Annotated in this window: 21 protein-coding genes and 1 pseudogene; 10 read left to right on the top strand and 12 right to left on the bottom strand. The window is 72.2% G+C overall.

Annotated features, from left to right (window positions below):
* Nucleotides 1-64: 64 nt before the first annotated feature.
* Nucleotides 65-829 carry a GntR family transcriptional regulator gene (locus tag ACZ7JZ_RS19700; protein WP_470940973.1) on the bottom strand — a complete coding sequence of 255 codons (765 nt, stop codon included), beginning with the start codon at nt 827-829 and terminating at the stop codon, nt 65-67.
* A gap of 289 nt (nt 830-1,118) precedes the next feature.
* Between ACZ7JZ_RS19700 and ACZ7JZ_RS19695 the strand changes: the two genes are divergently transcribed.
* The 4 genes from ACZ7JZ_RS19695 (at nt 1,119) to ACZ7JZ_RS19680 (ending at nt 5,972) form a co-directional block, all read left to right on the top strand.
* Nucleotides 1,119-2,411 carry an extracellular solute-binding protein gene (locus tag ACZ7JZ_RS19695; protein WP_470940817.1) on the top strand — a complete coding sequence of 431 codons (1,293 nt, stop codon included), beginning with the start codon at nt 1,119-1,121 and terminating at the stop codon, nt 2,409-2,411.
* Nucleotides 2,412-2,561: 150 nt separating this feature from the next.
* A complete protein-coding gene (locus ACZ7JZ_RS19690) occupies nt 2,562-3,584 on the top strand; it encodes a carbohydrate ABC transporter permease (RefSeq protein WP_470940815.1) in 1,023 nt (340 codons plus the stop codon).
* Between the two features lie 23 nt (nt 3,585-3,607).
* On the top strand, nt 3,608-4,444 hold the full coding sequence (locus tag ACZ7JZ_RS19685; RefSeq protein WP_470940971.1) for a carbohydrate ABC transporter permease: 837 nt from the start codon (nt 3,608-3,610) through the stop codon (nt 4,442-4,444).
* A gap of 10 nt (nt 4,445-4,454) precedes the next feature.
* A complete protein-coding gene (locus tag ACZ7JZ_RS19680) occupies nt 4,455-5,972 on the top strand; it encodes a glycoside hydrolase family 3 protein (RefSeq protein ID WP_470940813.1) in 1,518 nt (505 codons plus the stop codon).
* Between the two features lie 193 nt (nt 5,973-6,165).
* Here the strand turns inward: ACZ7JZ_RS19680 and nagB are convergent, their stop codons facing one another.
* Complete coding sequence (nagB, locus tag ACZ7JZ_RS19675) at nt 6,166-6,951, bottom strand: glucosamine-6-phosphate deaminase (protein ID WP_470940811.1); 786 nt, start codon at nt 6,949-6,951, stop codon at nt 6,166-6,168.
* 233 nt (nt 6,952-7,184) lie between these two features.
* Nucleotides 7,185-7,946 (bottom strand): SDR family oxidoreductase, encoded by a 762-nt coding sequence (locus ACZ7JZ_RS19670; RefSeq protein WP_470940809.1) that lies wholly within the window; start codon nt 7,944-7,946, stop codon nt 7,185-7,187.
* Between the two features lie 79 nt (nt 7,947-8,025).
* On the opposite strand from ACZ7JZ_RS19670, the gene ACZ7JZ_RS19665 reads away from it, so the two are divergent.
* Nucleotides 8,026-8,619 (top strand): TetR/AcrR family transcriptional regulator, encoded by a 594-nt coding sequence (locus tag ACZ7JZ_RS19665; protein ID WP_470940807.1) that lies wholly within the window; start codon nt 8,026-8,028, stop codon nt 8,617-8,619.
* A gap of 352 nt (nt 8,620-8,971) precedes the next feature.
* Nucleotides 8,972-10,441: a sensor histidine kinase gene (locus ACZ7JZ_RS19660; RefSeq protein ID WP_470940969.1), complete on the top strand. Its 1,470-nt coding sequence runs from the start codon at nt 8,972-8,974 to the stop codon at nt 10,439-10,441.
* A 154-nt stretch (nt 10,442-10,595) separates the two neighbouring features.
* Here ACZ7JZ_RS19660 and ACZ7JZ_RS19655 read toward each other — a convergent pair whose 3' ends face one another.
* Together ACZ7JZ_RS19655 and ACZ7JZ_RS19650 are read right to left on the bottom strand one after the other, a co-directional pair.
* Nucleotides 10,596-10,853: a WhiB family transcriptional regulator gene (locus ACZ7JZ_RS19655; RefSeq protein WP_003953983.1), complete on the bottom strand. Its 258-nt coding sequence runs from the start codon at nt 10,851-10,853 to the stop codon at nt 10,596-10,598.
* A 319-nt stretch (nt 10,854-11,172) separates the two neighbouring features.
* The gene (locus tag ACZ7JZ_RS19650; RefSeq protein WP_470940805.1) at nt 11,173-12,141 is read right to left on the bottom strand and encodes a diacylglycerol/lipid kinase family protein; all 969 of its coding nucleotides are present in this window, start codon (nt 12,139-12,141) and stop codon (nt 11,173-11,175) included.
* A gap of 72 nt (nt 12,142-12,213) precedes the next feature.
* Between ACZ7JZ_RS19650 and ACZ7JZ_RS19645 the strand changes: the two genes are divergently transcribed.
* Nucleotides 12,214-12,678: a hypothetical protein gene (locus ACZ7JZ_RS19645; protein ID WP_470940803.1), complete on the top strand. Its 465-nt coding sequence runs from the start codon at nt 12,214-12,216 to the stop codon at nt 12,676-12,678.
* A 29-nt stretch (nt 12,679-12,707) separates the two neighbouring features.
* Here ACZ7JZ_RS19645 and ACZ7JZ_RS19640 read toward each other — a convergent pair whose 3' ends face one another.
* The 3 genes from ACZ7JZ_RS19640 to ACZ7JZ_RS19630 form a co-directional block, all read right to left on the bottom strand.
* A complete protein-coding gene (locus ACZ7JZ_RS19640) occupies nt 12,708-13,649 on the bottom strand; it encodes an RNA polymerase sigma factor SigF (protein ID WP_470940801.1) in 942 nt (313 codons plus the stop codon).
* A complete protein-coding gene (locus ACZ7JZ_RS19635; RefSeq protein WP_470940799.1) occupies nt 13,646-14,059 on the bottom strand; it encodes an ATP-binding protein in 414 nt (137 codons plus the stop codon). Before ACZ7JZ_RS19635 ends, ACZ7JZ_RS19640 begins: the two co-directional genes overlap by 4 nt.
* A 303-nt stretch (nt 14,060-14,362) precedes the next feature.
* The gene (locus ACZ7JZ_RS19630; RefSeq protein ID WP_470940797.1) at nt 14,363-14,623 is read right to left on the bottom strand and encodes a UBP-type zinc finger domain-containing protein; all 261 of its coding nucleotides are present in this window, start codon (nt 14,621-14,623) and stop codon (nt 14,363-14,365) included.
* A 45-nt stretch (nt 14,624-14,668) separates the two neighbouring features.
* Between ACZ7JZ_RS19630 and ACZ7JZ_RS19625 the strand changes: the two genes are divergently transcribed.
* Together ACZ7JZ_RS19625 and ACZ7JZ_RS19620 are read left to right on the top strand one after the other, a co-directional pair.
* Complete coding sequence (locus tag ACZ7JZ_RS19625; protein ID WP_470940796.1) at nt 14,669-16,276, top strand: Na+/H+ antiporter; 1,608 nt, start codon at nt 14,669-14,671, stop codon at nt 16,274-16,276.
* Between the two features lie 72 nt (nt 16,277-16,348).
* A complete protein-coding gene (locus ACZ7JZ_RS19620; protein ID WP_470940794.1) occupies nt 16,349-17,788 on the top strand; it encodes a hypothetical protein in 1,440 nt (479 codons plus the stop codon).
* Nucleotides 17,789-17,800: 12 nt separating this feature from the next.
* On the opposite strand, the gene ACZ7JZ_RS19615 is transcribed toward ACZ7JZ_RS19620, so the two are convergent.
* The 4 genes and pseudogenes from ACZ7JZ_RS19615 to ACZ7JZ_RS19600 form a co-directional block, all read right to left on the bottom strand.
* Nucleotides 17,801-18,763 carry a 1-aminocyclopropane-1-carboxylate deaminase/D-cysteine desulfhydrase gene (locus tag ACZ7JZ_RS19615; protein WP_470940792.1) on the bottom strand — a complete coding sequence of 321 codons (963 nt, stop codon included), beginning with the start codon at nt 18,761-18,763 and terminating at the stop codon, nt 17,801-17,803.
* Nucleotides 18,764-18,856: 93 nt separating this feature from the next.
* Nucleotides 18,857-19,447 carry an N-acetylmuramoyl-L-alanine amidase gene (locus ACZ7JZ_RS19610; RefSeq protein ID WP_470940790.1) on the bottom strand — a complete coding sequence of 197 codons (591 nt, stop codon included), beginning with the start codon at nt 19,445-19,447 and terminating at the stop codon, nt 18,857-18,859.
* Between the two features lie 164 nt (nt 19,448-19,611).
* Nucleotides 19,612-20,153, bottom strand: a pseudogene (locus ACZ7JZ_RS19605) (ferredoxin reductase domain-containing protein); the annotation flags it as partial.
* 144 nt (nt 20,154-20,297) lie between these two features.
* Nucleotides 20,298-20,762, bottom strand: a complete 465-nt coding sequence (locus ACZ7JZ_RS19600) for an RrF2 family transcriptional regulator (protein ID WP_470940788.1) — start codon at nt 20,760-20,762, stop codon at nt 20,298-20,300.
* Nucleotides 20,763-20,982: 220 nt separating this feature from the next.
* On the opposite strand from ACZ7JZ_RS19600, the gene ACZ7JZ_RS19595 reads away from it, so the two are divergent.
* Nucleotides 20,983-22,398 (top strand): family 2B encapsulin nanocompartment shell protein, encoded by a 1,416-nt coding sequence (locus tag ACZ7JZ_RS19595; RefSeq protein ID WP_470940786.1) that lies wholly within the window; start codon nt 20,983-20,985, stop codon nt 22,396-22,398.

The following is a 22,398-nucleotide window of genomic DNA, read 5'->3' as shown; positions in this document are numbered from 1 at the left end:
AGCGCTGTGCGTAAGACCGCGTCCGCAATCCGGTACGGGAGGTCCGGTGAGGGTTCCGTGAAGGTCAGACCGCCGGGCGCTTGAGCCGGGCGACGAACTTGTACCGGTCGCCGCGGTAGACCGAGCGCACCCACTCCACCGGCTCGCCGTCCGCGTCCAGGGAGTGCCGGGAGAGCATCAGCATCGGCAGGCCGACGTCGGTGCCGAGCAGCCCGGCCTCGCGGGGGGTCGCGAGGGAGGTCTCGATGGTCTCCTCGGCCTCGGCGAGGTGCACGTCGTACACCTCGGCGAGGGCGGTGTACAGCGAGGTGTACTTGACGAGCGAGCGCCGCAGGGCCGGGAAGCGCTTGGCCGACAGGTGCGTGGTCTCGATGGCCATGGGCTCGCCGCTGGCCAGCCGGAGCCGCTCGATGCGCAGCACCCGCCCGCCGGTGGTGATCTTCAGGAGGCCGGCGAGGGTGTCGTCGGCCGTCACGTACCCGATGTCGAGCAGCTGCGAGGTCGGCTCCAGCCCCTGGGCCCGCATGTCCTCGGTGTACGAGGTCAGTTGGAGGGCCTGGGAGACCTTGGGCTTGGCCACGAAGGTGCCCTTGCCCTGGATCCGCTCCAGCCGCCCCTCGACCACGAGCTCCTGCAGCGCCTGCCGGACGGTGGTCCGGGAGGTGTCGAACTCGGCCGCGAGGGTCCGCTCCGGCGGCACCGGGGTGCCGGGCGGGAGCGTCTCCGTCATATCGAGCAAATGGCGCTTGAGCCGGTAGTACTTGGGCACGCGTGCGGTACGAGTGGCTGCCCCGCCCTCCGGCTCCGTGAGCACCCCTTCGCTGGCCATCGCCGCCCGCCTTCCCGACTCCAGTCTCGTTGCCGTCACCGGCTCCTCCGTTGTGTGCGGTCACATCGTGACACGGGCCGGAGCACGGACCTCGCCCCTCCCTGAGGTGTCGGTCCGATAACGGACTGACACCTCGTTTATTAGACCCTTGACACCCCCAAAGGTCTAGGCCAAGCTCCAAGCTACTGGTCTAAACCAATATGGATCAGATCCCGGCCCCACGGGCAGTACTTGGCGTATGTCACCGTCGGCGGGCAGGGGGAGTTCAGGCATCCCTGAGGAGGGTGGCGTGAAGCGCAAGCTCATCGCGGCGGTTGGTGTCGCGGGCATGGTTATCGGCCTGGCGGCGTGTGGTGACTCGAACGACGACAAGGGCACCGGCAAGCCCGCGGCGGGCGGCAACCAGACCCTGACCGTCTGGGTCATGGACGGCTCTGCGCCGGACGCCTGGATGGCCGAGGTCAACGCGGCGTTCGAGGCCAAGCACAAGGGCGTCAAGGTCAAGGTCGAGAAGCAGCAGTGGAACGGCATCCAGGAGAAGGTCACCACGGCCCTCTCCGAGTCCACGCCGCCGGACGTCCTGGAGCTCGGCAACACCCAGACCGCGGGCTACGCGGTCACCGGCGGCCTCGCCGACCTCACTGAGGACAAGGCCAAGCTCGGCGCCGACGCCTGGAACAAGGGCATGCTGGCCTCGGCCGAGTACGACGGCAAGCTGTACTCCGCCCCGTGGTACGCGGCCAACCGCGCCGTGATCTACGACAAGAAGGCCTTCGCGAAGGCCGGTGTCACCCCGCCGAAGACCCGCGACGAGTGGATCGCCGGCCTGGAGAAGCTGAAGGCCTCCGACAGCAAGACCCAGCCGATCTACCTTCCGGGCCAGAGCTGGTACGTCCTCGCCGGTCTCATCTGGGACGAGGGCGGCGACCTCGCGGTCAAGGACGGCGACAAGTGGAAGGGCGCGCTCGGCACCGACCAGGCCGCCGCGGCGATGAACTTCTACAAGAAGCTCCAGAGCTACTCCACCGCTCCGAAGGACAAGGACGAGGCGACCCCGCAGCAGTCCACCGACGTGGTCCCCAAGGGCGGCGTGGCGTCCTGGATCGGCCTCGGCTGGGAGGCCGGCGGCGCGATCGACGCGATCAAGAAGGCCGGCAAGGAGGCCGACTTCGGCTACTTCCCGGTCCCGGGCAAGACGGCCGACAAGCCGGGCGCCACCTTCTTCGGCGGCTCGAACCTCGCCATCGCCGAGCGCTCCAAGAACAAGGACCTCGCCAAGGAGTGGCTGGCCCTGGCCGCCGGCAAGGACTTCATGACGAAGTACGCCGCCGCCACCGAGGGTGCGCTGCTCCCGAACACGGACGCCGCGCAGTTCAAGCCGGCCGCCGGCTCCTTCGCGGAGGCCATGGCCGCCGCCGCCTCCGTCGGCAAGATCACCCCGGTCACCCCGGGCTGGGCCAACGTCGAGACCCTGCCGAACCCGGTCAAGGAGTACATGACCAAGGTCCTGAAGGGCGAGGACGCCAAGAAGGCCGGCGAGGCCGCCGACAAGGACATCACCGAGCGCATCAACAAGCAGTAACCGGCGGCCACCGGCGGCCCGCCGCCGGACTCCGCAGCACTACCGCAGCACAGCAGTAGTACCGCAGTAGATCCGCAGTCATCGCACCCCGGGGGTACGACCCGCGCACGCCGCAGGTCGTGCCCCCGGTGTCAACCGCGAGGAAGAGACATGACCGTGCACTCCCAGGGGGCGGGGACGGCCGCCCCGGTGGAAGCACCCCGGAAGTCCGTCGGCGGCCGGCAGACGCCGCCGGATACCGGCGCCAAGGAAACCCTTCGGCCTCCTCGCGGCAGAAAGCCCCGGCTGCCGTCCGGCTGGGTCCCGTACCTGCTGGTCGCCCCCGCGGTCCTGAGCCTGCTCGCCTTCCTGCTCTACCCGCTGGCCCGCAACGTCATCCTGTCGTTCCAGCAGGTCAACCGGGCCGAGCTGATCCGGCGCGAAGCCCCGTTCATCGGTTTCGAGAACTACACCGAGCTCCTCGGCGACCCGGACTTCTGGACCGTGGTCGTCCGCAGCTTCCTCTTCACCACCGCCAACGTGGCGCTGATCATGGCGATCGGCAGCCTCATCGGCATCCTGCTCAACCGCCTCGGCACCTGGATGCGCCTCGTGCTCTCCCTGGCCCTGGTGATGGCCTGGGCCATGCCCGTGGTCGCCTCGGTGACCGTCTTCCGCTGGCTCTTCGACGAGCAGTTCGGCGTGATCAACTGGATCATGCGGGTCTGCGGCTTCGAGGGCTACGAGCAGCACAACTGGTTCGAGACCGGCTTCTCCACGATGGTGATCGTCACCATCCTCGTGGTCTGGGGCTCGATCCCCTTCGTCGCCCTCAACATGTACGCCGGCCTGACCACGGTCCCCGCCGAGCTGTACGAGGCCGCCCGCATGGACGGCGCGAACGGCTGGCAGACCTTCTGGAAGGTCGTCTTCCCGAACCTGAAGCCCTTCTTCCTGATCACCACCTTCCTCGAGGTGATCTGGGTCTTCAAGGCCTTCGTCCAGGTGTACGCCATGAACGCCGGCGGCCCCGACCGGTCCTCCGAGATCCTCCCGGTCTACGCGTTCGTCGAGGGCTCCGGCCAGGGCCACTACGGTCTCGCGGCCGCGATTTCCGTACTGACGATCCTCATGCTGGTGATCGTCATGTCCTTCTACTTCCGCCTGATCCTGAAGCAGGAGGAGGAGCAGTGAGCAGCAGCACCAAGGCCCCCCGCATCCGCACCCGCAAGCCGCTGCGGCCCGGGACCGTCGCCAAGAACCTCGGGGCCCTCGTGCTCGCCGTGGTCTTCGTCTTCCCCGTGTACTGGATGTTCTCCTCCGCGCTCAAGCCGCAGAGCGAGATCCTCTCCAAGGACCCGGTCTTCGTCTTCACCCCGACCTTCGAGAACTTCAAGACCGCCACCGGCGTCGACATGTTCTGGACCTTCGTCCAGAACAGCTTCCTCGTCACCGTCTCCGCGGTCGGCCTCGCCCTGGTCGTCGCCCTCGGCGCGAGCTTCGCGATCGCCCGCATGAAGTTCAAGGGCCGCAAGGGCCTCGTCCTCGGCGTGATGATGGCGCAGATGGCCCCCTGGGAGGTCATGGTCATCGTGATGTACATGATCGCCCGCGACGGCGACTGGCTGAACAGCCTCCCGCTGCTGACGCTCATCTACTTCGTGATGGTCCTCCCCTTCACCGTGTGGACCCTCCGCGGCTTCATCGCCGCCGTCCCGGTCACGCTGGAGGAGGCCGCGGCCATCGACGGCTGCACCCGCGGCCAGGCCTTCCGCAAGGTGATCTTCCCGCTGCTCGCCCCCGGCCTGATGTCGACCTCGCTGTTCGGCTTCATCACCGCCTGGAACGAGTTCGCGATGGTCCTGATCCTCAACAAGGAAGCGGAGTTCCAGACCCTTCCCCTGTGGCTCACCAAGTTCCAGACCGCGTTCGGCAGCGACTGGGGCGCCACCATGGCCGCCTCCTCGCTCTTCGCGGTGCCGGTGCTCATCGTGTTCCTCTTCCTCCAGCGCAAGGCCGTTGGCGGTATGACCGCCGGCGCAGTGAAGGGATGACCCGCTCCCGATGACGATCCTCGCCCACCGCACGGACACCCTGACCCGCGATGCGCTGGCCGTCCTCCAGCCCGGCTTCCTCGGCACCACCGCCCCCGACTGGCTGCTGCGCCAGGTCGGCGAGGGCCTCACCGCCGTCGGGCTCTTCGGCCGCAACATCACCTCCCCGGACCAGCTCGCCGCCCTCACCGCCCAGCTGCGCGCGGTACGGGACGACGTACTCGTCGCCATCGACGAGGAGGGCGGCGACGTCACCCGCCTGGAGGTCCGCGACGGGTCCTCCTTCCCGGGCAACCTCGCCCTCGGCGCCGTGGACGACACCGAGCTGACCCGCTCCGTCGCCCGCGAGCTCGGCCGCCGCCTCGCCGAGTGCGGGGTCAACCTCAACTGGGCCCCGTCCGCCGACGTCAACTCCAACCCGGACAACCCGGTCATCGGAGTACGGTCCTTCGGCGCGGACACCCACCTGACCGCCCGGCACACCGCCGCGTACGTCGAGGGCCTCCAGTCCGTCGGCGTCGCCGCCTGCACCAAGCACTTCCCGGGCCACGGCGACACCAACGTCGACTCGCACCACGCCCTGCCGCGGATCGACGCCGACCTCGCCACGCTCTACGGGCGCGAGCTCGTGCCCTTCAAGGCCGCCATGGCCGCGGGCACCAAGGCGATCATGAGCGCCCACATCCTCCTCCCGTCGCTCGACCCGACCCGCCCGGCCACCCTCAGCCCGCAGATCCTCACCGGCCTGCTGCGCGGGGAGCTCGGCTACGACGGTCTGATCGTCACCGACGGCATGGAGATGAACGCCATCGCCGGCACCTACGGCATCGAGCGCGGCTCCGTCCTCGCCATCGCCGCGGGCGCCGACGCGATCTGCGTCGGCGGCGGTCTCGCCGACGAGGACACGGTGCTGCGGCTGCGCGATGCGCTGGTCGCCGCCGTACGCGAGGGCAGCCTGCCCGAGGAGCGGCTCGCCGACGCCGCTGCCCGGGTCCGGTCCCTCGCCGCCTGGACCCGGCAGAGCCGGATCCACCCGGGGCCGGGTGCGCCGGGGGAGGGGAGCGCACCCGGCACCCAGGACGCGCCGCTGGCCCCCGTCGGACTGGTCGCGGCCCGCCGCGCCCTGCGGGTGACCGGCTCCCTGGAGGTCCCGGTCAAGGCCCCGTACGTGGCCGTGCTGACCCCGGTGGCGAACATCGCCGTCGGCGACGAGACCCCGTGGGGCCCCGCCGCCGAACTCGCCGCCCTGCTCCCGGGCACCGAGTCCGGCACCTACGGCGAGGGCAGCGACCCGGCCGCCGTACTGGCCGCGGCCGGCGACCGCCGGATCGTGGCGGTCGTACGGGACGCCCACCGCCACCCGTGGATGACCGCGGCCCTGGACGCGCTGGTCGCGGCCCGCCCGGACACGGTCGTCATCGAGATGGGCCTGCCGCGGGCCGAGCCGCGGGGCGCGCTGCACATCGCCACGCACGGCGCCGCGCGCGTCTGCGGCCGGGCCGCGGCGGAGGTCGTCGCCGGGCTCTGACCCCGAGAGCGTGCGGCCGGGCGCCCCTGTGGGGGAGTGCCCGGCCGCACCCGCTCCGTGCCGGCCGCCAGGCGGCCCCGCGCGGCCGGGCACGGACGAGGGCCGGGCCCCCCTTCCTCGGGGGGCCCGGCCCTCTTGCCTGCCGTACGCGGGTGCGGGCGCCGCGGGCCCGCAGGGACCGGGGAGGCAGGGCCTACAGGCCCTGCCACTCCGGCTTGTTGGCGAAGGTGTGGCGGAAGTAGTCGGCCAGCTTCAGCTTCGAGGCGGCGGCCTCGTCCACGACCACGGTGGCGTGGGGGTGCAGCTGCAGGGCGGAGGCCGGGACCAGCGAGGAGACGGGGCCCTCGACGGTCTGGGCCACGGCCTCGGCCTTGCCCTCGCCGGTGGCCAGCAGGACCAGGTGGCGGGCGTCGAGGATGGTGCCGATGCCCTGGGTGATGACGTGGTGCGGCACCTGGTCGATGTCGTCGTCGAAGAAGCGGGCGTTGTCGACCCGGGTCTGCTCGGTGAGCGTCTTGATGCGGGTGCGGGAGGCCAGCGAGGAGCAGGGCTCGTTGAAGCCGATGTGGCCGTCCGTGCCGATGCCGAGCAGCTGGAGGTCCACCCCGCCCGCCTCGGCGAGCGCCAGGTCGTACGCCGTGCAGGCGCCGACGATGTCCTCGGCGGTGCCGTCGGGGCCCATGAAGGAGGCCTCGGACAGGCCGAGCGGCTCGACGACCTCGCGCAGGACCACGGACCGGTAGGACTCCGGGTGGCCGGCGGGCAGGCCGACGTACTCGTCGAGCTGGCAGATGCGGGCGCGGGAGACGTCCACCGCGCCCGCGCGGACCTTGGCCGCCAGGGCCTCGTAGATGGGCAGCGGGGTCGAGCCGGTGGCCACGCCGAGCAGGGCGTCGGGCTTGCGCCGGACCAGGGCGGCCATGGCCTCCGCGATGAGCTCGCCGCCCGCCTTGGCGTCCGGAACGATGACAACTTCCACGCTGGGCCTGCCGATCTGAGAAGGTGGTGGGCATCTGTGGTATAGACCAATCTGGGGTCCAATCTAGCAGAGCGGCGGCCCGCCCACAGGCCTTCCGCGGGCGCCTTCACCGCCTTCCGCGCCCGGCCCCCTCCCATGGTCGGCCGATTCGCCCCCGACGGCCTCCCGACGGCCTCCCCGCGGCCTCCCGGCGGGCCCCCGGCCGGCTGCCGGGGGCCCGCCGGACCGGCGCCCTACAGCAGGGCCATCTGGAGCCCGCCCGTGGCGTTGAGGTGCTGTCCGGTGACCCACCGGGAGTCCTCCGAGGCCAGGAAGGCCACCACGTCCGCGACCTCCTCCGCGGTGCCGACCCGCCCGAAGACCGAGCGGGAGGCGGCGTGCGCCCGCATCCCCGGGTCGGCGAGCAGGGCCCGGTTCAGGTCGGTCTCGGTGATGCCCGGGCCGACCGAGTTCACCGTGATCCCGCGCGGCGCGAGCTCCGCCGCCAGCGAGCGGGTGAGGGCGTTGACCGCGCCCTTGGCCATCACCGTGGCGAGGATGGCGGGCAGGGCGATGTCCGGGGTCCCGGTCACGTTGACGATCCGGCCGCCGTCGCGCAGCCGCGGCAGCCCGTGCTTGATCACGAAGAAGGGGGCCCGGGCGTTGACCGCGAGCGCCCGGTCGTACGCCTCCTCGTCGGTGTCCGCGATCCCCGCGAAGAGGGCCGCGCCGGCGTTGTTCACCAGGATGTCCACCTGTTCCGTGTGCTCCGGATGGGCCCCGTACGCCGCCCAGAGCGCGGCCCCGTCCCCCGGGGCGCCGAACTCGGCGCCGATCGCGAAGGCCCGCCCGCCCGCGTCCCGGACGGCGGCGACCGTCTCCTGCGCCGCGGCCCCGTTCCCCCCGTAGTGGACGGCCACCAGGGCCCCGTCCCGGGCCAGCCGCCGCACCACGGCGGCTCCGATGCCCCGGCTGCCGCCCGTCACCACGGCCGTCTTCCCGCTGAGCACGCCCATGAGGCGCCCCCCATTTCTCTAGTGGTCGCTACAGAAAGGACCGTAACAGATTCCGTAGCGGTCGCTATAGAATTCGGTCATGGCAACCGGACAGCGCGGCAGGCCCCGCTCCTTCGACCGCGACGCGGCCCTGAGGCAGGCCATGCTGGCCTTCTGGGAACGCGGCTACGAGGCGACCTCGATCGCCGACCTCACCCGCGCGATGGGCATCGGCGCCCCCAGCCTCTACGCCGCCTTCGGCGACAAGCGGGCCCTCTTCGACGAGGTGGTGGAGGCCTACGCGGCCGCGTACGGGGGCTTCGCCCTGACGGCTCTGGACGAGGAGCCGACCGTACGGGCGGGCATGGAGCGGGTGCTGCGCGAGGCGGCGGCGATCTACACGGACCCGGCCCACCCGGCGGGCTGCCTGGTGGTCAGCTCGGCCCTGAACTGCACCGTCCCCGAGGTGGCCCGGGCCATGCGGGAGCGGCGCAACGGGTACATCGCGCTCTTCGAGAGCCGGATCCGGGCGGACCTCGCCGCGGGGCTGCTGCCGGCCGGTACGGATGCGGCGGCGCTGGCGCGCTGCATGGGCGCGGTGGTGCAGGGGATGTCGCAGCAGGCGCGGGACGGGGCCACGCGCGAGGAGCTGGCGGCGCTGGGGGAGCAGGCCCTGCGGGGCTGGCCCCACTGACGGCGGCGGGCGGGTCACCCCCTGGGCCACGGTGCCGGGACGGGACCCTCAACCCGTCCGGCACCGCAGCCCGGAGTGCTTCGGCCGGCGGGTGTGCGGTCCCGGCGGCCGGGGGAGGGGCAGGCGCGGTCAGGGCAGAACGCGATGCCACCTCGTCCGCCATCCTGTGCGGGGAGGGCGGAGGCTCTCTGTACCACTGCATTGTGGACTAGACCAATCTGATCTGTCCATCCAATGGCGGGACGGGTTTTCCCGTCGCTTCCTCCAACATACGCGGTACCCCTCCCTCCTGGGTATTCCCCACGGCGAAAGAGAAGGTCCGTACCCGGGGTACCCTCGCACCGTGCCCTCCATGAACGACCTCGTACGCCAGCACACAGCCCTCAGCGAGACCGAGCTGGAGTGGCTCCACATGCTGGTCTCGGAGTGGCAGCTGCTCTCCGACCTGTCCTTCGCGGACCTGGTCCTGTGGGTGCCCACGCTGGACGGCACCCGCTACGTCTCGGTCGCCCAGATGCGCCCGAACACCGGTCCGACCTCCTACCAGGACGACATGGTCGGCCACCTGGTGCCCCGCGGCCGCCGCCCCCTGCTCGACGCCGCCCTGGACGAGGGCCGGATCGTGCGCGAGGGCGACCCCGAGTGGCGCGAGGAGGTACCCGTCCGCGTCGAGTCCATCCCGGTCCGCCGCGAGGGCCGCGTCCTCGGCGTGATCGCCCGCAACACGAACCTGCTCACGGTCCGCACCCCGAGCCGGCTGGAGCTCACGTACCTCCAGTCCGCCTCGGACCTGGCCCAGATGATCGCCGCCGGAACGTTCCCGTTCCCCGGCCAGCAGGTGGACATGGACGCCTCGCCGCGGGTCGGGGACGGCCTGATCCGGCTGGACGCCGACGGGGTGGTCACCTACGCGAGCCCGAACGCCCTGTCCGCGTACCACCGCCTGGGCCTCGCCTCCGACCTGGTCGGGCAGCACCTGGGCACCATCACCGCCGAACTCGCCCCCTCCCGAGGCCCGGTGGACGAGGCCCTGGTCAAACTGGCCAGCGGCTGGGCTCCCCGCGAGACCGAGGTCGAGGGCAACGGCGGGGTCATCCAGCTGCGCGCGATCCCGCTCAAGCCGAAGGGCACCCGCATCGGTTCGCTCGTGCTCTGCCGCGACGTCACCGAACTGCGCCGTCGCGAACGCGAACTGATCACCAAGGACGCGACGATCCGGGAGATCCACCACCGGGTCAAGAACAACCTCCAGACCGTGGCCGCCCTGTTGCGGCTCCAGTCCCGCCGGATGGACTCCGACCAGGGGCGCGAGGCCCTGAACGAGGCGGTCCGCCGGGTGGGTTCGATCGCCATCGTCCATGAGACGCTGTCCCAAAACCTGGACGAGCGCGTGGAGTTCGACGAGATCGCCGACCGCGTGATCGCGATGGTCTCGGAGATCTCCCCGGGCAAGGTGGCCTGTCGGCGCACCGGGCGGTTCGGGATCCTGGACGCGGAAGTGGCCACTCCGCTGTCGATGGTGCTGACCGAGGTGCTCCAGAACGCCCTGGAGCACGCCTTCGCCCCCGGTGAGCACGGCACGGTCGAGGTGACCGCGGTCCGCAGCGGCACCCGGATCCACGATGCGCGACTGCTGATCACGGTGGCCGACGACGGCCGCGGACTGCCCGAGGGCTTCGACCCGCAGCGGGCGGGGAACCTCGGACTCCAGATCGTCCGCACCCTGGTCGAGGGCGAACTCGGCGGCACGTTCGACATGCAGCCGGGGGCCGGACGCGGCACCCGGGTGCTCCTCGACGTACCGGCCAGCCCCCAGAAGTAGCAGCGCGGGACCGGACCGGTCCGCCACCACGGCGGGCGACGGCCCCGGGACAGCACTGAGCCCCGGTCCGAACATCCGGACCGGGGCTCAAGAGCACGTTGCTGAGCGCTGTTTCAGGTTCTACGCGCTGCGGCTCGAGGCTCGAAAGTCGATGTCAGGCGCTGGCGTTGCGCGCCCGGTTGCGAGCGGCGCGGCGCTTCATCGCGCGGCGCTCGTCCTCGCTGAGACCGCCCCAGACGCCGGAGTCCTGGCCGGACTCGAGCGCCCACTGCAGGCACTGCTCCATGACGGGGCAGCGGCGGCAGACGGCCTTGGCTTCCTCGATCTGCAGCAGCGCAGGACCGGTGTTGCCGATGGGGAAGAAGAGCTCGGGGTCTTCCTCGCGGCAAACGGCGTTGTGACGCCAGTCCATGGCTGCTCCATCTCCTTGTATTGCGGGCAGGTTGCTTGTGAATGTGAACGCTTTCACGAATCCCTACGCGAGGGAAGGGCCGACGCCCAGTTGCCCGGTAGCGGTCCGTGATTCGTGGTGGGGTTCTGGCGGTCTTCGCGGGTGCCGGTTCTGCGGGCTGTCCCGATCGCCATGTAGAGATTCGCAAACCTCGGACGGGGATACAACCCCTTCCGGAAAGTTTTTTTTGATTCGTCGGTGTCGACTAGGTCACAGCCGTACTTCTATGGGGTGGACCGGCGTCAAAACGTTCGACTGAAAGGACTATAGGCCCTTCTACTCACACAATCACACGCAGTGCACGGCGTACGCCTGTGAACCGCACGCTCGTACGCAGCCCGAGGTGGTCGCCGTCCATCTGAAAAGGAAGCGGCACCTTCGAATGCAAGGTGAAGTCGGTCAGATCGTGCAGACTGACCGCGTGCTTGCCCCGCGGACCGCGCTCAGGAGTCGAGGTCAGGAGCTGTGTGGCGTACCGGGCGATGGCCGGAGTTGACAAACGGCTGAGGCCGAGTACGTCAAGCGCCGTATCGAAAGAGGCCTCGGGAGAGGCGTACAGCGGCCGGTTTCCCAGATAAGTCCACGGTGACGTGTTGCACACTATCGACAGGACGAGATCCTGTACGGGATCCGCCCCGGGACGCTCCAGCGTGACCGTCCCGTGCCGGCGGTTCGGCTCCTCCAGGAACTGCCAGAGCAACTGGCGCACATACAGAGCGTGAGTGGACCGCTTTCCGCGCTCCCGCTGCTGCTCCACCCGGCCCACCACTCCGGCGTCGAATCCGAATCCCGCGCAGAAGGTGAACCACCGCGCCGGCACCGATTCGTCCCCGGTCCCGGGGGTGCCCGCGGCCAGGCCCAGCCCGACCGTCCGCTCCCGCCGCTCCCGCAGCGCGTCCAGCAGTGCGCCCGTGGCCTCGACCGCGTCGTTGGGCAGGCCGAGGGCCCGCGCGAAGACGTTCGTGGAGCCGCCGGGGACCACCGCGAGACCGGGCAGCCGGTCCGGGTCCGGCCCCCCGTGCAGCAGGCCGTTGACGACCTCGTTGACCGTGCCGTCGCCGCCGAGGGCGACCACCAGGTCGATCTCGCCGCTCTCCGCCGCCCGCCGTCCCAGGTCGCGGGCGTGCCCGCGGTACTCCGTGGTGACGGCCTCCAGCTTCATCTCGCTGGCCAGCGCGTGGATCAGGACGTCGCGCGTGCGCGCACTGGTGGTCGTTGCCGCCGGGTTAGCCACGAGGAGTGCACGCATGAGCAGCAGCCTACCCACCCGTCATTACGTCACCCATACTGCCCGCCCCCCGGGCGGTACTACCCTGCTGGAGTGAGCAAGAAGCAGCCCTCCCCGCCTCCCGCCGCCCCCGCCGAGCCCGCCGGGCCGGTACCCGCCCGGCTGACCGCCGCCGCCGCGCTGACCGCGCTGGAGGGACTGGCCCTCGCGGGCCTGGGCATCTCGATGCTGGTGATGGGGCTGCTCGGCGACCCGGACTCCCCGCAGCAGGCCGAGACCGGCGGTCTGACCATGCTGGGCCTGGCGGCCCTGCCGCTGATCGCCGCCCGCGGACTGCGGCTGCGCCGCCGCTGGAGCCGCGGGCCGGCCCTGATCACCCAGCTGATGGCCCTGCCGGTGGCCTGGACCCTCTACAACGCGGGCGGCGCCATGATCGCAGCCGCCGCGGCCCTGGCCCTGGCGGCCCTGGCCGTCTTCGTCCTCCTGCTGCACCCGGCCGCCACCGAGGCCCTGGGCATCGGACAGGAGTCCGGGGGCGGCCAGGGCGCCCGTCCGTAGCGCCCCCGGGCCCCCGGGGGCTGCTCCCCCTACTCCTCGACGAGGAGCTTCTCCCGCAGCTGCGCCAGGGTGCGCGCCAGCAGCCGGGAGACGTGCATCTGCGAGATGCCGACCTCCTGCGCGATCTGCGACTGGGTCATGTTCCCGAAGAACCGCAGCAGCAGGATCCGCTTCTCGCGCGGCGGCAGCCCCTCCAGCAGCGGCTTGAGGGACTCCCGGTACTCGACCCCCTCCAGCGCCTCGTCCTCCGCGCCGAGGGTGTCGGCCACCGCGGGGGACTCGTCGTCCGTGTCCGGCACGTCCAGCGAGAGCGTGCTGTAGGCGTTGGCCGATTCGAGCCCCTCCAGCACCTCCTCCTCGGAGATCCCGAGCCGCTCCGCGAGCTCGTGGACCGTGGGGGAGCGGCCGTGCTGCTGGGACAGCTCGGCCGTGGCCGTGGTCAGGGAGAGCCGCAGCTCCTGGAGGCGGCGGGGCACCCGTACCGCCCAGCCCTTGTCCCGGAAGTGCCGCTTGATCTCGCCGACGACCGTCGGGGTCGCGTACGTGGAGAACTCCACCCCGCGGTCCGGGTCGAACCGGTCCACCGACTTGATCAGGCCGATCGTCGCCACCTGCGTCAGGTCGTCCAGCGGCTCCCCGCGGTTGCGGAACCGCCGCGCCAGGTGCTCCACCAGCGGCAGGTGCATCCGCACGAGCCGGTTGCGCAGCTCCGCCCGCTCCGGGGAGCCGTCGGGCAGCTCCCGCAGCTCCAGGAACAGGGCCCGCGCGGCGCTGCGGTCGCGTGGGTCGTGCTGCGCGTGGTGTTCTTGCCGGTTCTCGCTCATAGGGCCCGCCCGTCGCTCCGCCGAGTCCAAAAAGCCGTCGTCCGCAGGGTGCGGCCGAGCCTGCTGCTGCTCCGGAATGCCCCTGCCGGAACCGTGTGCGTCCCGGGGCCGTTCCCCGTCCCGGACCGGGGCGTCCCCGCCGCTCACGCCGGGCCTGGTCCTGCGCCGCGCTGTTTGTAGAGGCTGATGCTCACCGTCTTGTCCTCGGCCACCGTCGACTCGACCTTGCCGGCCAGCGCCGACAGCACCGTCCAGGCGAACGTATCGCGCTCGGGCGCCCGGCCGTCGGTGGTCGGCGCCGACACGGTCACCTCCAGCGAATCGTCCACCAGCCGGAAGACGCAGCTGAGGACCGAGCCGGGCACGGCCTGCTGCAGCAGGATCGCGCACGCCTCGTCCACCGCGATGCGCAGGTCCTCGATCTCGTCGAGGGTGAAGTCCAAGCGCGCCGCCAGCCCGGCCGTGGCCGTGCGCAGCACCGACAGATAGGCACCCGCGGCCGGCAGCCGGACTTCGACGAAGTCCTGGGTCCCGGGCTCGCCTGAGATCTGGGACACCCTCACCTCCAAGGTGGTACGAGCTCTGTTCGCCGGTGACGCTACCGCGATACGGGGGATCGTGTCGCGGCACCCCTCCTCCGGCGACAGTGACTGATGGTAAGCCAACGGGTACGCACAGTGGCTAGGGGTCTGCGGGTCCAATTCGCGGGAACCGGCGGAGGGTTGACCTACCCCCTCCCGGGCGATCGAATCGCGATCCGCCCCACCCGTGGCGGAGCGGCGGCGGAGGAGGGCCGCAGGGGGCCCTGAGGGGTGCCGGAGGGGACCCGGAACAGGGGCGGGGCGGGTCCGGGCCGAGACTCAGACGAGCGACGCGTCCACGAAGCACCACCGCCAGGTCTCCCCGGGCTCGTGGCTGCGCATGACGGGGTGCCCCGTCTCCAGGTAGTGCGCGGTAGCGTGCCGGTGCGGCGAGGAGTCGCAGCAGGCCACGTGCCCGCACCACAGACACATCCGCAGCTGCACCGGATGGCTGCCGAGCGCCGTGCACTCCGGACAGGTCAGCCCGCGCGGGGCGGGCTCGGGGCGCGGCAGTTCGGGAACGTGCGTGCACTCGCTCATGATGGCCAGGTTACGACGGCTGACGAGGGAGGGCGGGTCCGACCGATGGAGGTATTGCCGCTGGTGGCACTGGTGGCGGGCAGCGCCGCCGTGGCGGGCCTGGCCCGCCGGACACCCGTGCCGGCGCCGCTGCTGCTCGTGGCCGTCGGACTGGCCGCCTCGTACCTGCCCGGGGTGCCGCAGTACGGGCTCGACCCGCACATCGTGCTGCCCCTGCTGCTGCCGCCGCTGCTCCACACGGCCGCGGTGGACAGCTCGTACCTCGACCTGCGGGCCAACGCCCGGCCGGTGGCCCTGCTGTCCGTCGGGTACGTGCTCTTCGCGACCCTCGCCGTCGGCTACGCGGCGTACCTCGTCGTGCCGGGGCTGCCGCTGACCGCGGCCCTGGTGCTCGGCGCCGTGATCGCCCCGCCGGACGCGGTCGCCGCCACCGCCATCGCCCGCCGCCTCGGCCTGCCCCCGCGGATCACGACCATCCTCCAGGGCGAATCCCTCGTCAACGACGCCACCGCGATCACCGCCTACAAGGTGGCGGTAGCGGCGGTCGTCGGCGAGGGCGCGGGCTGGGCGGGCGGCATCGCGGAGTTCCTGCTCGCCTCGGTCGGCGGGGTCGGCGTGGGCCTGCTGCTCATGGTGCCGATCCACCACCTGCGCACCCGGCTGCGCGAACCCCTGCTCCAGAACACCCTCTCCCTGCTCATCCCCTTCGTCGCCTACGCGGCGGCCGAGCGGGTGCACGCCTCGGGGGTGCTCGCCGTGGTCGTCGTCGCCCTCTACATCGGCCACCGGGCCTGGCAGGTGGACTTCGCGACCCGGCTCCAGGAGGCGGCCGTCTGGAAGATGGTCTCCTTCATCCTCGAATCGGTGGTCTTCGCGCTGATCGGCCTCCAGCTGCCGGTGGTCCTGGAGGGCCTCGGGGAGTACGAGGGCCTGCACGCGGCCTGGTACGCGCTCGCGGTGTTCCTCGCGGTGGTCGCCGCCCGGTTCGTCTGGGTGTTCCCCGCCACCTTCCTGCCGCGGATGCTCTCCGCGAAGATCCGGGAGCGGGAGCCCGACACCAGCTGGAAGGGGCCGGTGGTCGTCGGCTGGGCCGGGATGCGGGGGGTGGTGTCCCTGGCGATCGCCTTCTCGATCCCGCTGACCGTGGACGGGGCGGCGGGCGGCGGGGAGTTCCCGTACCGCAACCTGATCCTCTTCCTGACCTTCACCACCGTCATCGCCACCCTCGTCGTCCAGGGGCTCTCCCTGCCCCCGCTGATCCGGGCCCTGAAGCTGCCCCCGCGCGACCTGCGGGCCGAGACCCTGGCCGAGGCCCAGGCGCAGAGCGAGGCCTCGCGGGCGGCCGAGGAGCGGCTCGAGGAGCTGCTGGCCGACCCCGCCAACGCACTGCCGCAGCCCCTGGCCGACCGGCTGCGCACGGTGCTGGAGCGGCGGCGCAACGCCGTGTGGGAGCGGCTGGGCGGCGTCAACCCGCAGACCGGGGAGTCCGCGGACGACACCTACCGGCGGCTCTCCCGGGAGATGATCTCCGCCGAGCGGGAGGTCTTCGTCGCCCTGCGCGACGCCCGCCGCATCGACGACGAGATGCTGCGGGCCCTGCTGCGGCGGCTGGACCTGGAGGAGGCGGCGGCCTACCGGGAATCGGAGGAGTGAGTTCCGCGGACTTGACCCATTCGTGATCTTGGAACGTACAACCCGGGGCGGCCCCCGGCGATCCCACCGGGCATGATCCGACACACTCTCCACCGGGCCTGGCTCCCGGCCGCCGCGGGCCTGGCCGCCCTGGGCCTGGCGGCGCCCGCGGTCCAGGCCGCGCCGCCGGCCGCGGCCCCCGCGCCCAAGGAGTACCGGCTGAGCAGCATCCCCCAGCTGGTCCTGCCCCTGCCCTTCCGCTCCGACGGCCGGCGCGAGGACTTCAACGGCTTCACGGCGAACATCCGCCCCAAGACCGCGGGCGACACCACCCCCGTCGAGCGGACCGTCACCTTCGACTTCAGCAGCCTCCGGGGCGCCGTCGAGTGGAAGGTCTCCTACACCGGCTGCAAGCGGGCGGGCGACACCGCCGTCTGCACCCTGACCTCGGCCATCGCCGGCAAGGAAGCCGTTGCGGGCGTCTACATGCGCCCCGCCGCGGGCGCCGTGTCCGGGATGCGCGGGGAGGTCAGGATCACCGGAGTGGTCGAGGGCGGCACGGTCGCCCCGTGGAGCTTCCCGGTCCAGGTGGGCGCGGCGGACCTGGTCGCGCACAGGCTGAAGCTGCCCGAGCGGGTCAGGACCGGGCAGAAGCTGTCCGTACCCGCCGTCTTCTCCAACCACGGCACCGAAGCGGCCCGCAACCTCCTGGTCCTGGTCTCCGGCAGCGAGGGCGTGAAGCACACGCGCTCTTACTCCAACTGCACCTACGCCTCCTCCACCAACGGCGCCCGGGCCTCCCTGTGCAGCGTCAAGGGCACCTTCGCGCGCGGCACCTCCCTCCGGATCGCCGACGCGCCCGTGTTCCAGGTCCTCCCGCACGCCGCCCGCGAGAGCGTCGGCTACGCGGCGTACGAGGACACCCCGGGCAACCGCGCGTTCCTCACGAAGGGCGTCCGCTGGACGCCCGGCACCGGCCCCGCGCTGAAGCTGGAGCCGGTGGCCGCCCGCCCCGACCCCGGGCTCCCCAAGCACCGCCCGACGCCCCCGAGCCCCTACTGGGACCTCAGCGGGGACGACAACCACGCGTACAACCAGTTCGCCGCCGACAACCCCGCGGAGTTCGCGGCCGTCGGCGGCACCGTCAAGGGCCGCGCCGGACAGAAGGTCGAGGCGGCCGTCGGCTTCGACGCCCTCGGGCCGGGCCGCAGCGAGACCCACGACGAGTACGAGCTGACCACCCGGGTCGCCTTCCCCGCCGGCACCACCGTCACCAGGGTCCCGAAGCGCTGCTACAAGGAGCGCCGCGGCACGGCCTACTCCTGCGCGGCGCCCGAGGGCGACCTCATGCCGGGCGCCAGGATCCGCTTCGTCTTCGAGCTGCGGATCGACAGTTTCCCGGCGGGCGCGAAGGGCGCGGTCGTGATCAGCCGCACCAAGGTGGCGATCGACCCGGACTTCCCGGGCACGAAGCCGGTCCTCGACGCGAACCCGACGAACGACCGGGCCGCCCTCCTGGTCAAGAAGGCCTGACGGCGGCCGGCCCTACGCGAGCCCCTGCTCCAGCGGCGGGCCGGTGACCACCGCCACCACCGTCGTGCCCGCGGGGAAGGCCCCCTCACCGGCCAGCGCGTCCAGCGCGTACAGCAGCTTGGCCACGTACACCCGCTCCACCGGCACCCCGTGGCGCCCCTCGAACTCCTCCGCGAAAGCGGTCAGTTCGGGGGGCGTCCGCGCGAATCCGCCGAAGTGGAAGCGCTCGTCCAGGCTCCAGTCGCCCGCCGGGCCCCCGAACGCGGCGGACTGGAGGGAACGTATCTCCGCCCCCAGGAACGAGCCCTTCAGCACCGGCACCCCCAGCGCCCGCTGCCCCGGCCCCAGCCCCGCCGCGAGCCCCGCCAGCGTGCCGCCGGTACCGCAGGCCAGGGCCACCACCTCGGCCCCCGAGCCCGCCAGCTCCCGGCCCAGCTCCGCGCAGCCGCGCACGGCCGCCGCATTGCTGCCGCCCTCCGGGACCGCGTACGCCCCCTCCGCCCCGGCCTCCCGCAGCAGGGCCGCCAGCCCCGCCGCGGAGCCCTTGGTGCGGTAGGCCGCGCGGGTGGTGAAGTGCAGCCGCATCCCGTCGGCCGCGCACCGGGTCAGGGAGTCGTTGAGCGGCCGGTGCGCCAGCTCCTCGCCGCGCACGATGCCGGTGGTCCCCAGCCCGAGCAGCCGCCCGGCCGCGGCGGTGGCCCGCAGGTGGTTGGAGTACGCGCCCCCGAACGTGACCAGCCCCCGGCGCCCGCCCGCCACGGCGGCCCGCAGGTTCGGCGCGAGCTTGCGCCACTTGTTGCCGGGCAGCTCGGGATGGACGAGGTCGTCCCGCTTGAGGAGGAGGCGCAGGCCGCGGCGCTCGAAGGCGGGCTCGCGGACCTCCTGGAGGGGGGAGGGCAGCCGGGGGCCGAGGGCGGCGAGCGGGTCGGTGCCGGGCGCGGGGGAGGGGCCGGGTGCGGGGTGCGGGCGGGTCACCCGACCATTGTCGGGGCGGGGAGCCGGGGGTGCCGGGCCGGGAGGCGGCCCGGCGGTGGGGTCGGGGGCGGGCCGGTCGGTGGGGCGGGCGGGCTACTTCAGGCGCTCGTGGACGCGGTCGCGCATCGAGCGCATCGTGAAGCCCTTCGGGTCGACCTTGCCCGGCTGCCACTCCAGGTGGCCGATGACCGAGCGGGCGGTCCAGCCGTGGTGGCGGCAGACCGCCGCCGCGGCCCGGGCGATGGCGTCGAGCTGGACGGCCGGCCAGGGGTCCTCGCCGTCGCCCATGTTCTCGCACTCGAAGCCGTAGAAGTGGGTGTTGCCGTCGCGGTTGCGCTGGTCGTCGGTCGGCAGGGCCTTCTCGGCGACCACGGCGGCGAGGACGTCCGCGTCCCCCGGTCCGGCGTGGTTCGTCCGGCCGTAGCCGACCAGGTGGACGCGGCCGTCCTTGGTGATGACCGCGTGGCACAGCGGGCCGGGCAGCCGGTCGTGGCCGTCGCGGCAGATGCGGACCGTGGCGGCGGCGCCGCGGGTGACGGTGTGGTGGACCATCACCCCGTGGACCGGCCCCCAGGGGCCCTTGTGGTTGCGGTTGTGGCTGCGCCAGTCGCCGACCTCGACGACCGTGAGCCCTTCGTTGACCAGGGCTCGTTTGAACTCTCCCGCTGACATGGGTCGGGCCACCGCGGGCCTCCTTTGCGGACGTGACGGCCGCCGGTCGCGACCGCCCGTACCCGGGGTGTACCGGAGGAGCCCCTTCCGGGGCTACTCCCTTCGTACGGTGTGCGAGCCGATCCGGTCACCCGGCGTGTCCGCCCGGGAAACCGGGCCCGGGGCGCAGGCCGGCCTCAGGCCGAGGCGAGCCAGAGGTCGGGGCCGGACACCTCGTAGTGGATGTCCGAGGCGGGCACCCCGCGGTCGAGCAGCTGCCCGCGGACGGCGCGCATGAAGGGCAGCGGGCCGCACAGGTAGGCCTGCGCGCCGGGGGCGAGCGGGACGGCGGAGAACGGTGCTCCCCGCGCAGCCAGTGGGCGGCCGGGGAGCGGTCGGCGTGCACGACGGTGACGGGGCCCTGGTGGCCGGTGTCCACGAGGTGCTCCAGCATCGACACCACCGGCGTGCAGCCGATGCCCGCGCCGGGGCCGGTGGTCAGGCTGTACTGGCGTATCTGGCGGGCGCCGTCGGGGAGTTCGACCTGTACGGAGACGTACGGGCCGGGCAGGTGGGCGGGGGCGGGGGAGCCGTCGGCGGGGACGATGCGGCCCAGCATCACGTCGGGGCGGGTGCCGGGGTGCTCCAGCAGGTGTCCGGCGAGGGCGGCGATGGAGCCGGCGAGATCCTGCTTCTGGAGCCCGGCGGACTGGTTGCCGCGGCTGAAGCGGTCTGACAGTCGTATTTTGAGGTGCGGGCGGGGTGGCGGTGCGTGGAGATGCCGGAGCGAGGGCAAGCCCCAGGGGTGTCGGATTCTTGTTCGACCCGGCCCCGTCGGCAGCCCAGGCGGGCCCCCTGCCCGCCGGATATCGGCCAAACGGCCCTAGGGGGAGGGGCTTCGGGCCCGGCCTGGGCCGCTCCGGCCCGTGATCCCCAGCAGCAGGGGGCCCGTGGGCGCCGCCACCAGCTCCTCGAGGGTCAGCGGGTCCAGCGCGGCGAAGAAGGCCTCCTGGGCGCGGCGCAGCGCACCGCGCAGCAGGCAGGCGGAGCGCAGCGGGCAGGGCGCGGCGCCCTCGCAGTCGACCACGTCGTCCGCGCCCTCCAGCTCGCGGACCAGCCCGCCGACGGAGGCGGTGCGGCCGGCGGGCGTCAGGGCCAGGCCGCCGCCGCGGCCGCGCCGGGCCTCGACCAGCCCGAGCCGCTGGAGGCGCGCGACGACCTTGGCCGTGTGCGTGTACGGGACCTCCATGGTCGCTGCCACCTCCCGGGTCGTGGGGAGGTCCTGCTCCTCGACCGCCAGGCGCATCAGCACGCGCAGGGCGAGGTCCGTGAACCGCGTCAGCCGCATGGCTCGACCGTAGAAAACTTGCATCCAAGAATCAAATTAAAAGATGACCAGGAGTGGCCGGAAACGCGCGGTCGGAAGCGGCCGTGCGGGAGGAACGCGGCCCAGGAAGATGCCCACTGCGCCGCCGAGTAGTCCCACCCTTTTGTGTAATGTCCCGGACACGTTCGGTGCTGAAAGGCTGCTGTCCCTCGGGTCATACGTGTGATCGAAAGGGAATGAGATGTCGGTCCAGGCAGGTTCCGAAACCCGCGAGGACGCGGCCGCGGCACCGCAGCGCAGCCTCGGCACCGCGGCCGCACGGAACTTGGCGAGCACCACCAAGTCCGTACCGCAGATGCAGGAGATCACCGACAGGTGGCTCCTGCGGCAGCTGCCGTGGGTCTCGGTGCAGGGCGGTGCGTACCGCGTCAACCGCCGGCTCAGCTACGCCGTCGGGGACGGCCGCGTGACCTTCGTCAAGACCGGCGACCAGGTCCAGGTCATCCCCGCCGAGCTCGGCGAACTGCCCCTGCTGCGGGACTACGAGGACCTGGACGTCCTCACCGAGCTCGCCCGGCGCTGCCGCCAGGTCGACTTCGCCGCCGGCCAGGAGCTCACCTCCTTCGGCAGCCGCGCCGACGCCGTCTACCTCCTGGCCCACGGCCGCATCGAGCAGGTCGGCCCCGGCCCCTACGGGGACGACGCCGTGCTCGGCACCCTCGCGGACGGGGCCTACTTCGGCGAGGACGCCCTCTCCGGCACGGGAGCCATCTGGGAGTTCACGGCCCGCGCCGCCACCGCCGGCACCGCGCTCGTCCTCTCCCGCGAGGACTTCGAGCAGATCGCCGGCCGCAGCGAGTCCCTCGGGCGGCACGTCGAGCAGGTCCGCGCCCTGCCCGCGCAGCGCACCAACCCCTACGGCGAGGCCGAGATCGACCTGTCCGCCGGGCACGTCGGCGAAGCGGTCCTGCCCGGCACCTTCGTGGACTACGACGCCGCCCCGCGCGAGTACGAGCTGAGCATCGCCCAGACCGTGCTGCGGGTGCACACCCGCGTCGCGGACCTCTACAACCACCCGATGGACCAGACCGAACAGCAGATGCGGCTGACCGTCGAGGCGCTCCGCGAGCGCCAGGAGTTCGAGATGGTCAACAACCGCGCATTCGGCCTGCTCCACAACGCCGACTACGACCAGCGCATCCAGCCGCGCGACGGCGCGCCCACCCCCGACGACTTCGACGCGCTGCTCAGCATGCGGCGCAACTCGGACCTGTTCCTGGCCCACCCGCAGGCCATCGCCGCCTTCGGCCGCGAGTGCAACAAGCGCGGGATCTACCCGGACCCGGTCCAGATCGGGGACCAGCAGGTGATGGCCTGGCGCGGGGTCCCCATCCTGCCGTGCAACAAGATCCCGGTCTCCGACTCCCTGACCACGTCGATCCTGTGCATGCGCACCGGCGAGGCCGAGCAGGGCGTCATCGGACTGCACCAGCCCGGGATCCCCGACGAGCTGGAGCCCAGCCTCTCGGTGCGGTTCATGGGCATCAGCGAGCAGGCGATCATCTCGTACCTCGTCACCGCCTACTTCTCCGCCGCCGTGCTCGTCCCCGACGCGCTGGGCGTACTGGAGAACGTCGAGATCGGCCGCTGGAGCTGA

The organism is Streptomyces sp. NPDC038213 (assembly GCF_055600495.1).
This window is presented reverse-complemented; position numbering and strand designations above follow the sequence as displayed.

What these genes read in the sequence shown, in the direction of transcription:
- ACZ7JZ_RS19700 (WP_470940973.1), bottom strand. Translation starts at nt 829, where the DNA reads ATGGCCAGCGAAGGGGTGCTCACGGAGCCGGAGGGCGGGGCAGCCACT.
- ACZ7JZ_RS19690 (WP_470940815.1), top strand. Translation starts at nt 2,562, where the DNA reads ATGACCGTGCACTCCCAGGGGGCGGGGACGGCCGCCCCGGTGGAAGCA.
- ACZ7JZ_RS19680 (WP_470940813.1), top strand. Translation starts at nt 4,455, where the DNA reads ATGACGATCCTCGCCCACCGCACGGACACCCTGACCCGCGATGCGCTG.
- ACZ7JZ_RS19670 (WP_470940809.1), bottom strand. Translation starts at nt 7,946, where the DNA reads ATGGGCGTGCTCAGCGGGAAGACGGCCGTGGTGACGGGCGGCAGCCGG.
- ACZ7JZ_RS19665 (WP_470940807.1), top strand. Translation starts at nt 8,026, where the DNA reads ATGGCAACCGGACAGCGCGGCAGGCCCCGCTCCTTCGACCGCGACGCG.
- ACZ7JZ_RS19660 (WP_470940969.1), top strand. Translation starts at nt 8,972, where the DNA reads ATGAACGACCTCGTACGCCAGCACACAGCCCTCAGCGAGACCGAGCTG.
- ACZ7JZ_RS19655 (WP_003953983.1), bottom strand. Translation starts at nt 10,853, where the DNA reads ATGGACTGGCGTCACAACGCCGTTTGCCGCGAGGAAGACCCCGAGCTC.
- ACZ7JZ_RS19650 (WP_470940805.1), bottom strand. Translation starts at nt 12,141, where the DNA reads ATGCGTGCACTCCTCGTGGCTAACCCGGCGGCAACGACCACCAGTGCG.
- ACZ7JZ_RS19630 (WP_470940797.1), bottom strand. Translation starts at nt 14,623, where the DNA reads ATGAGCGAGTGCACGCACGTTCCCGAACTGCCGCGCCCCGAGCCCGCC.
- ACZ7JZ_RS19625 (WP_470940796.1), top strand. Translation starts at nt 14,669, where the DNA reads ATGGAGGTATTGCCGCTGGTGGCACTGGTGGCGGGCAGCGCCGCCGTG.
- ACZ7JZ_RS19620 (WP_470940794.1), top strand. Translation starts at nt 16,349, where the DNA reads ATGATCCGACACACTCTCCACCGGGCCTGGCTCCCGGCCGCCGCGGGC.
- ACZ7JZ_RS19600 (WP_470940788.1), bottom strand. Translation starts at nt 20,762, where the DNA reads ATGCGGCTGACGCGGTTCACGGACCTCGCCCTGCGCGTGCTGATGCGC.
- ACZ7JZ_RS19595 (WP_470940786.1), top strand. Translation starts at nt 20,983, where the DNA reads ATGTCGGTCCAGGCAGGTTCCGAAACCCGCGAGGACGCGGCCGCGGCA.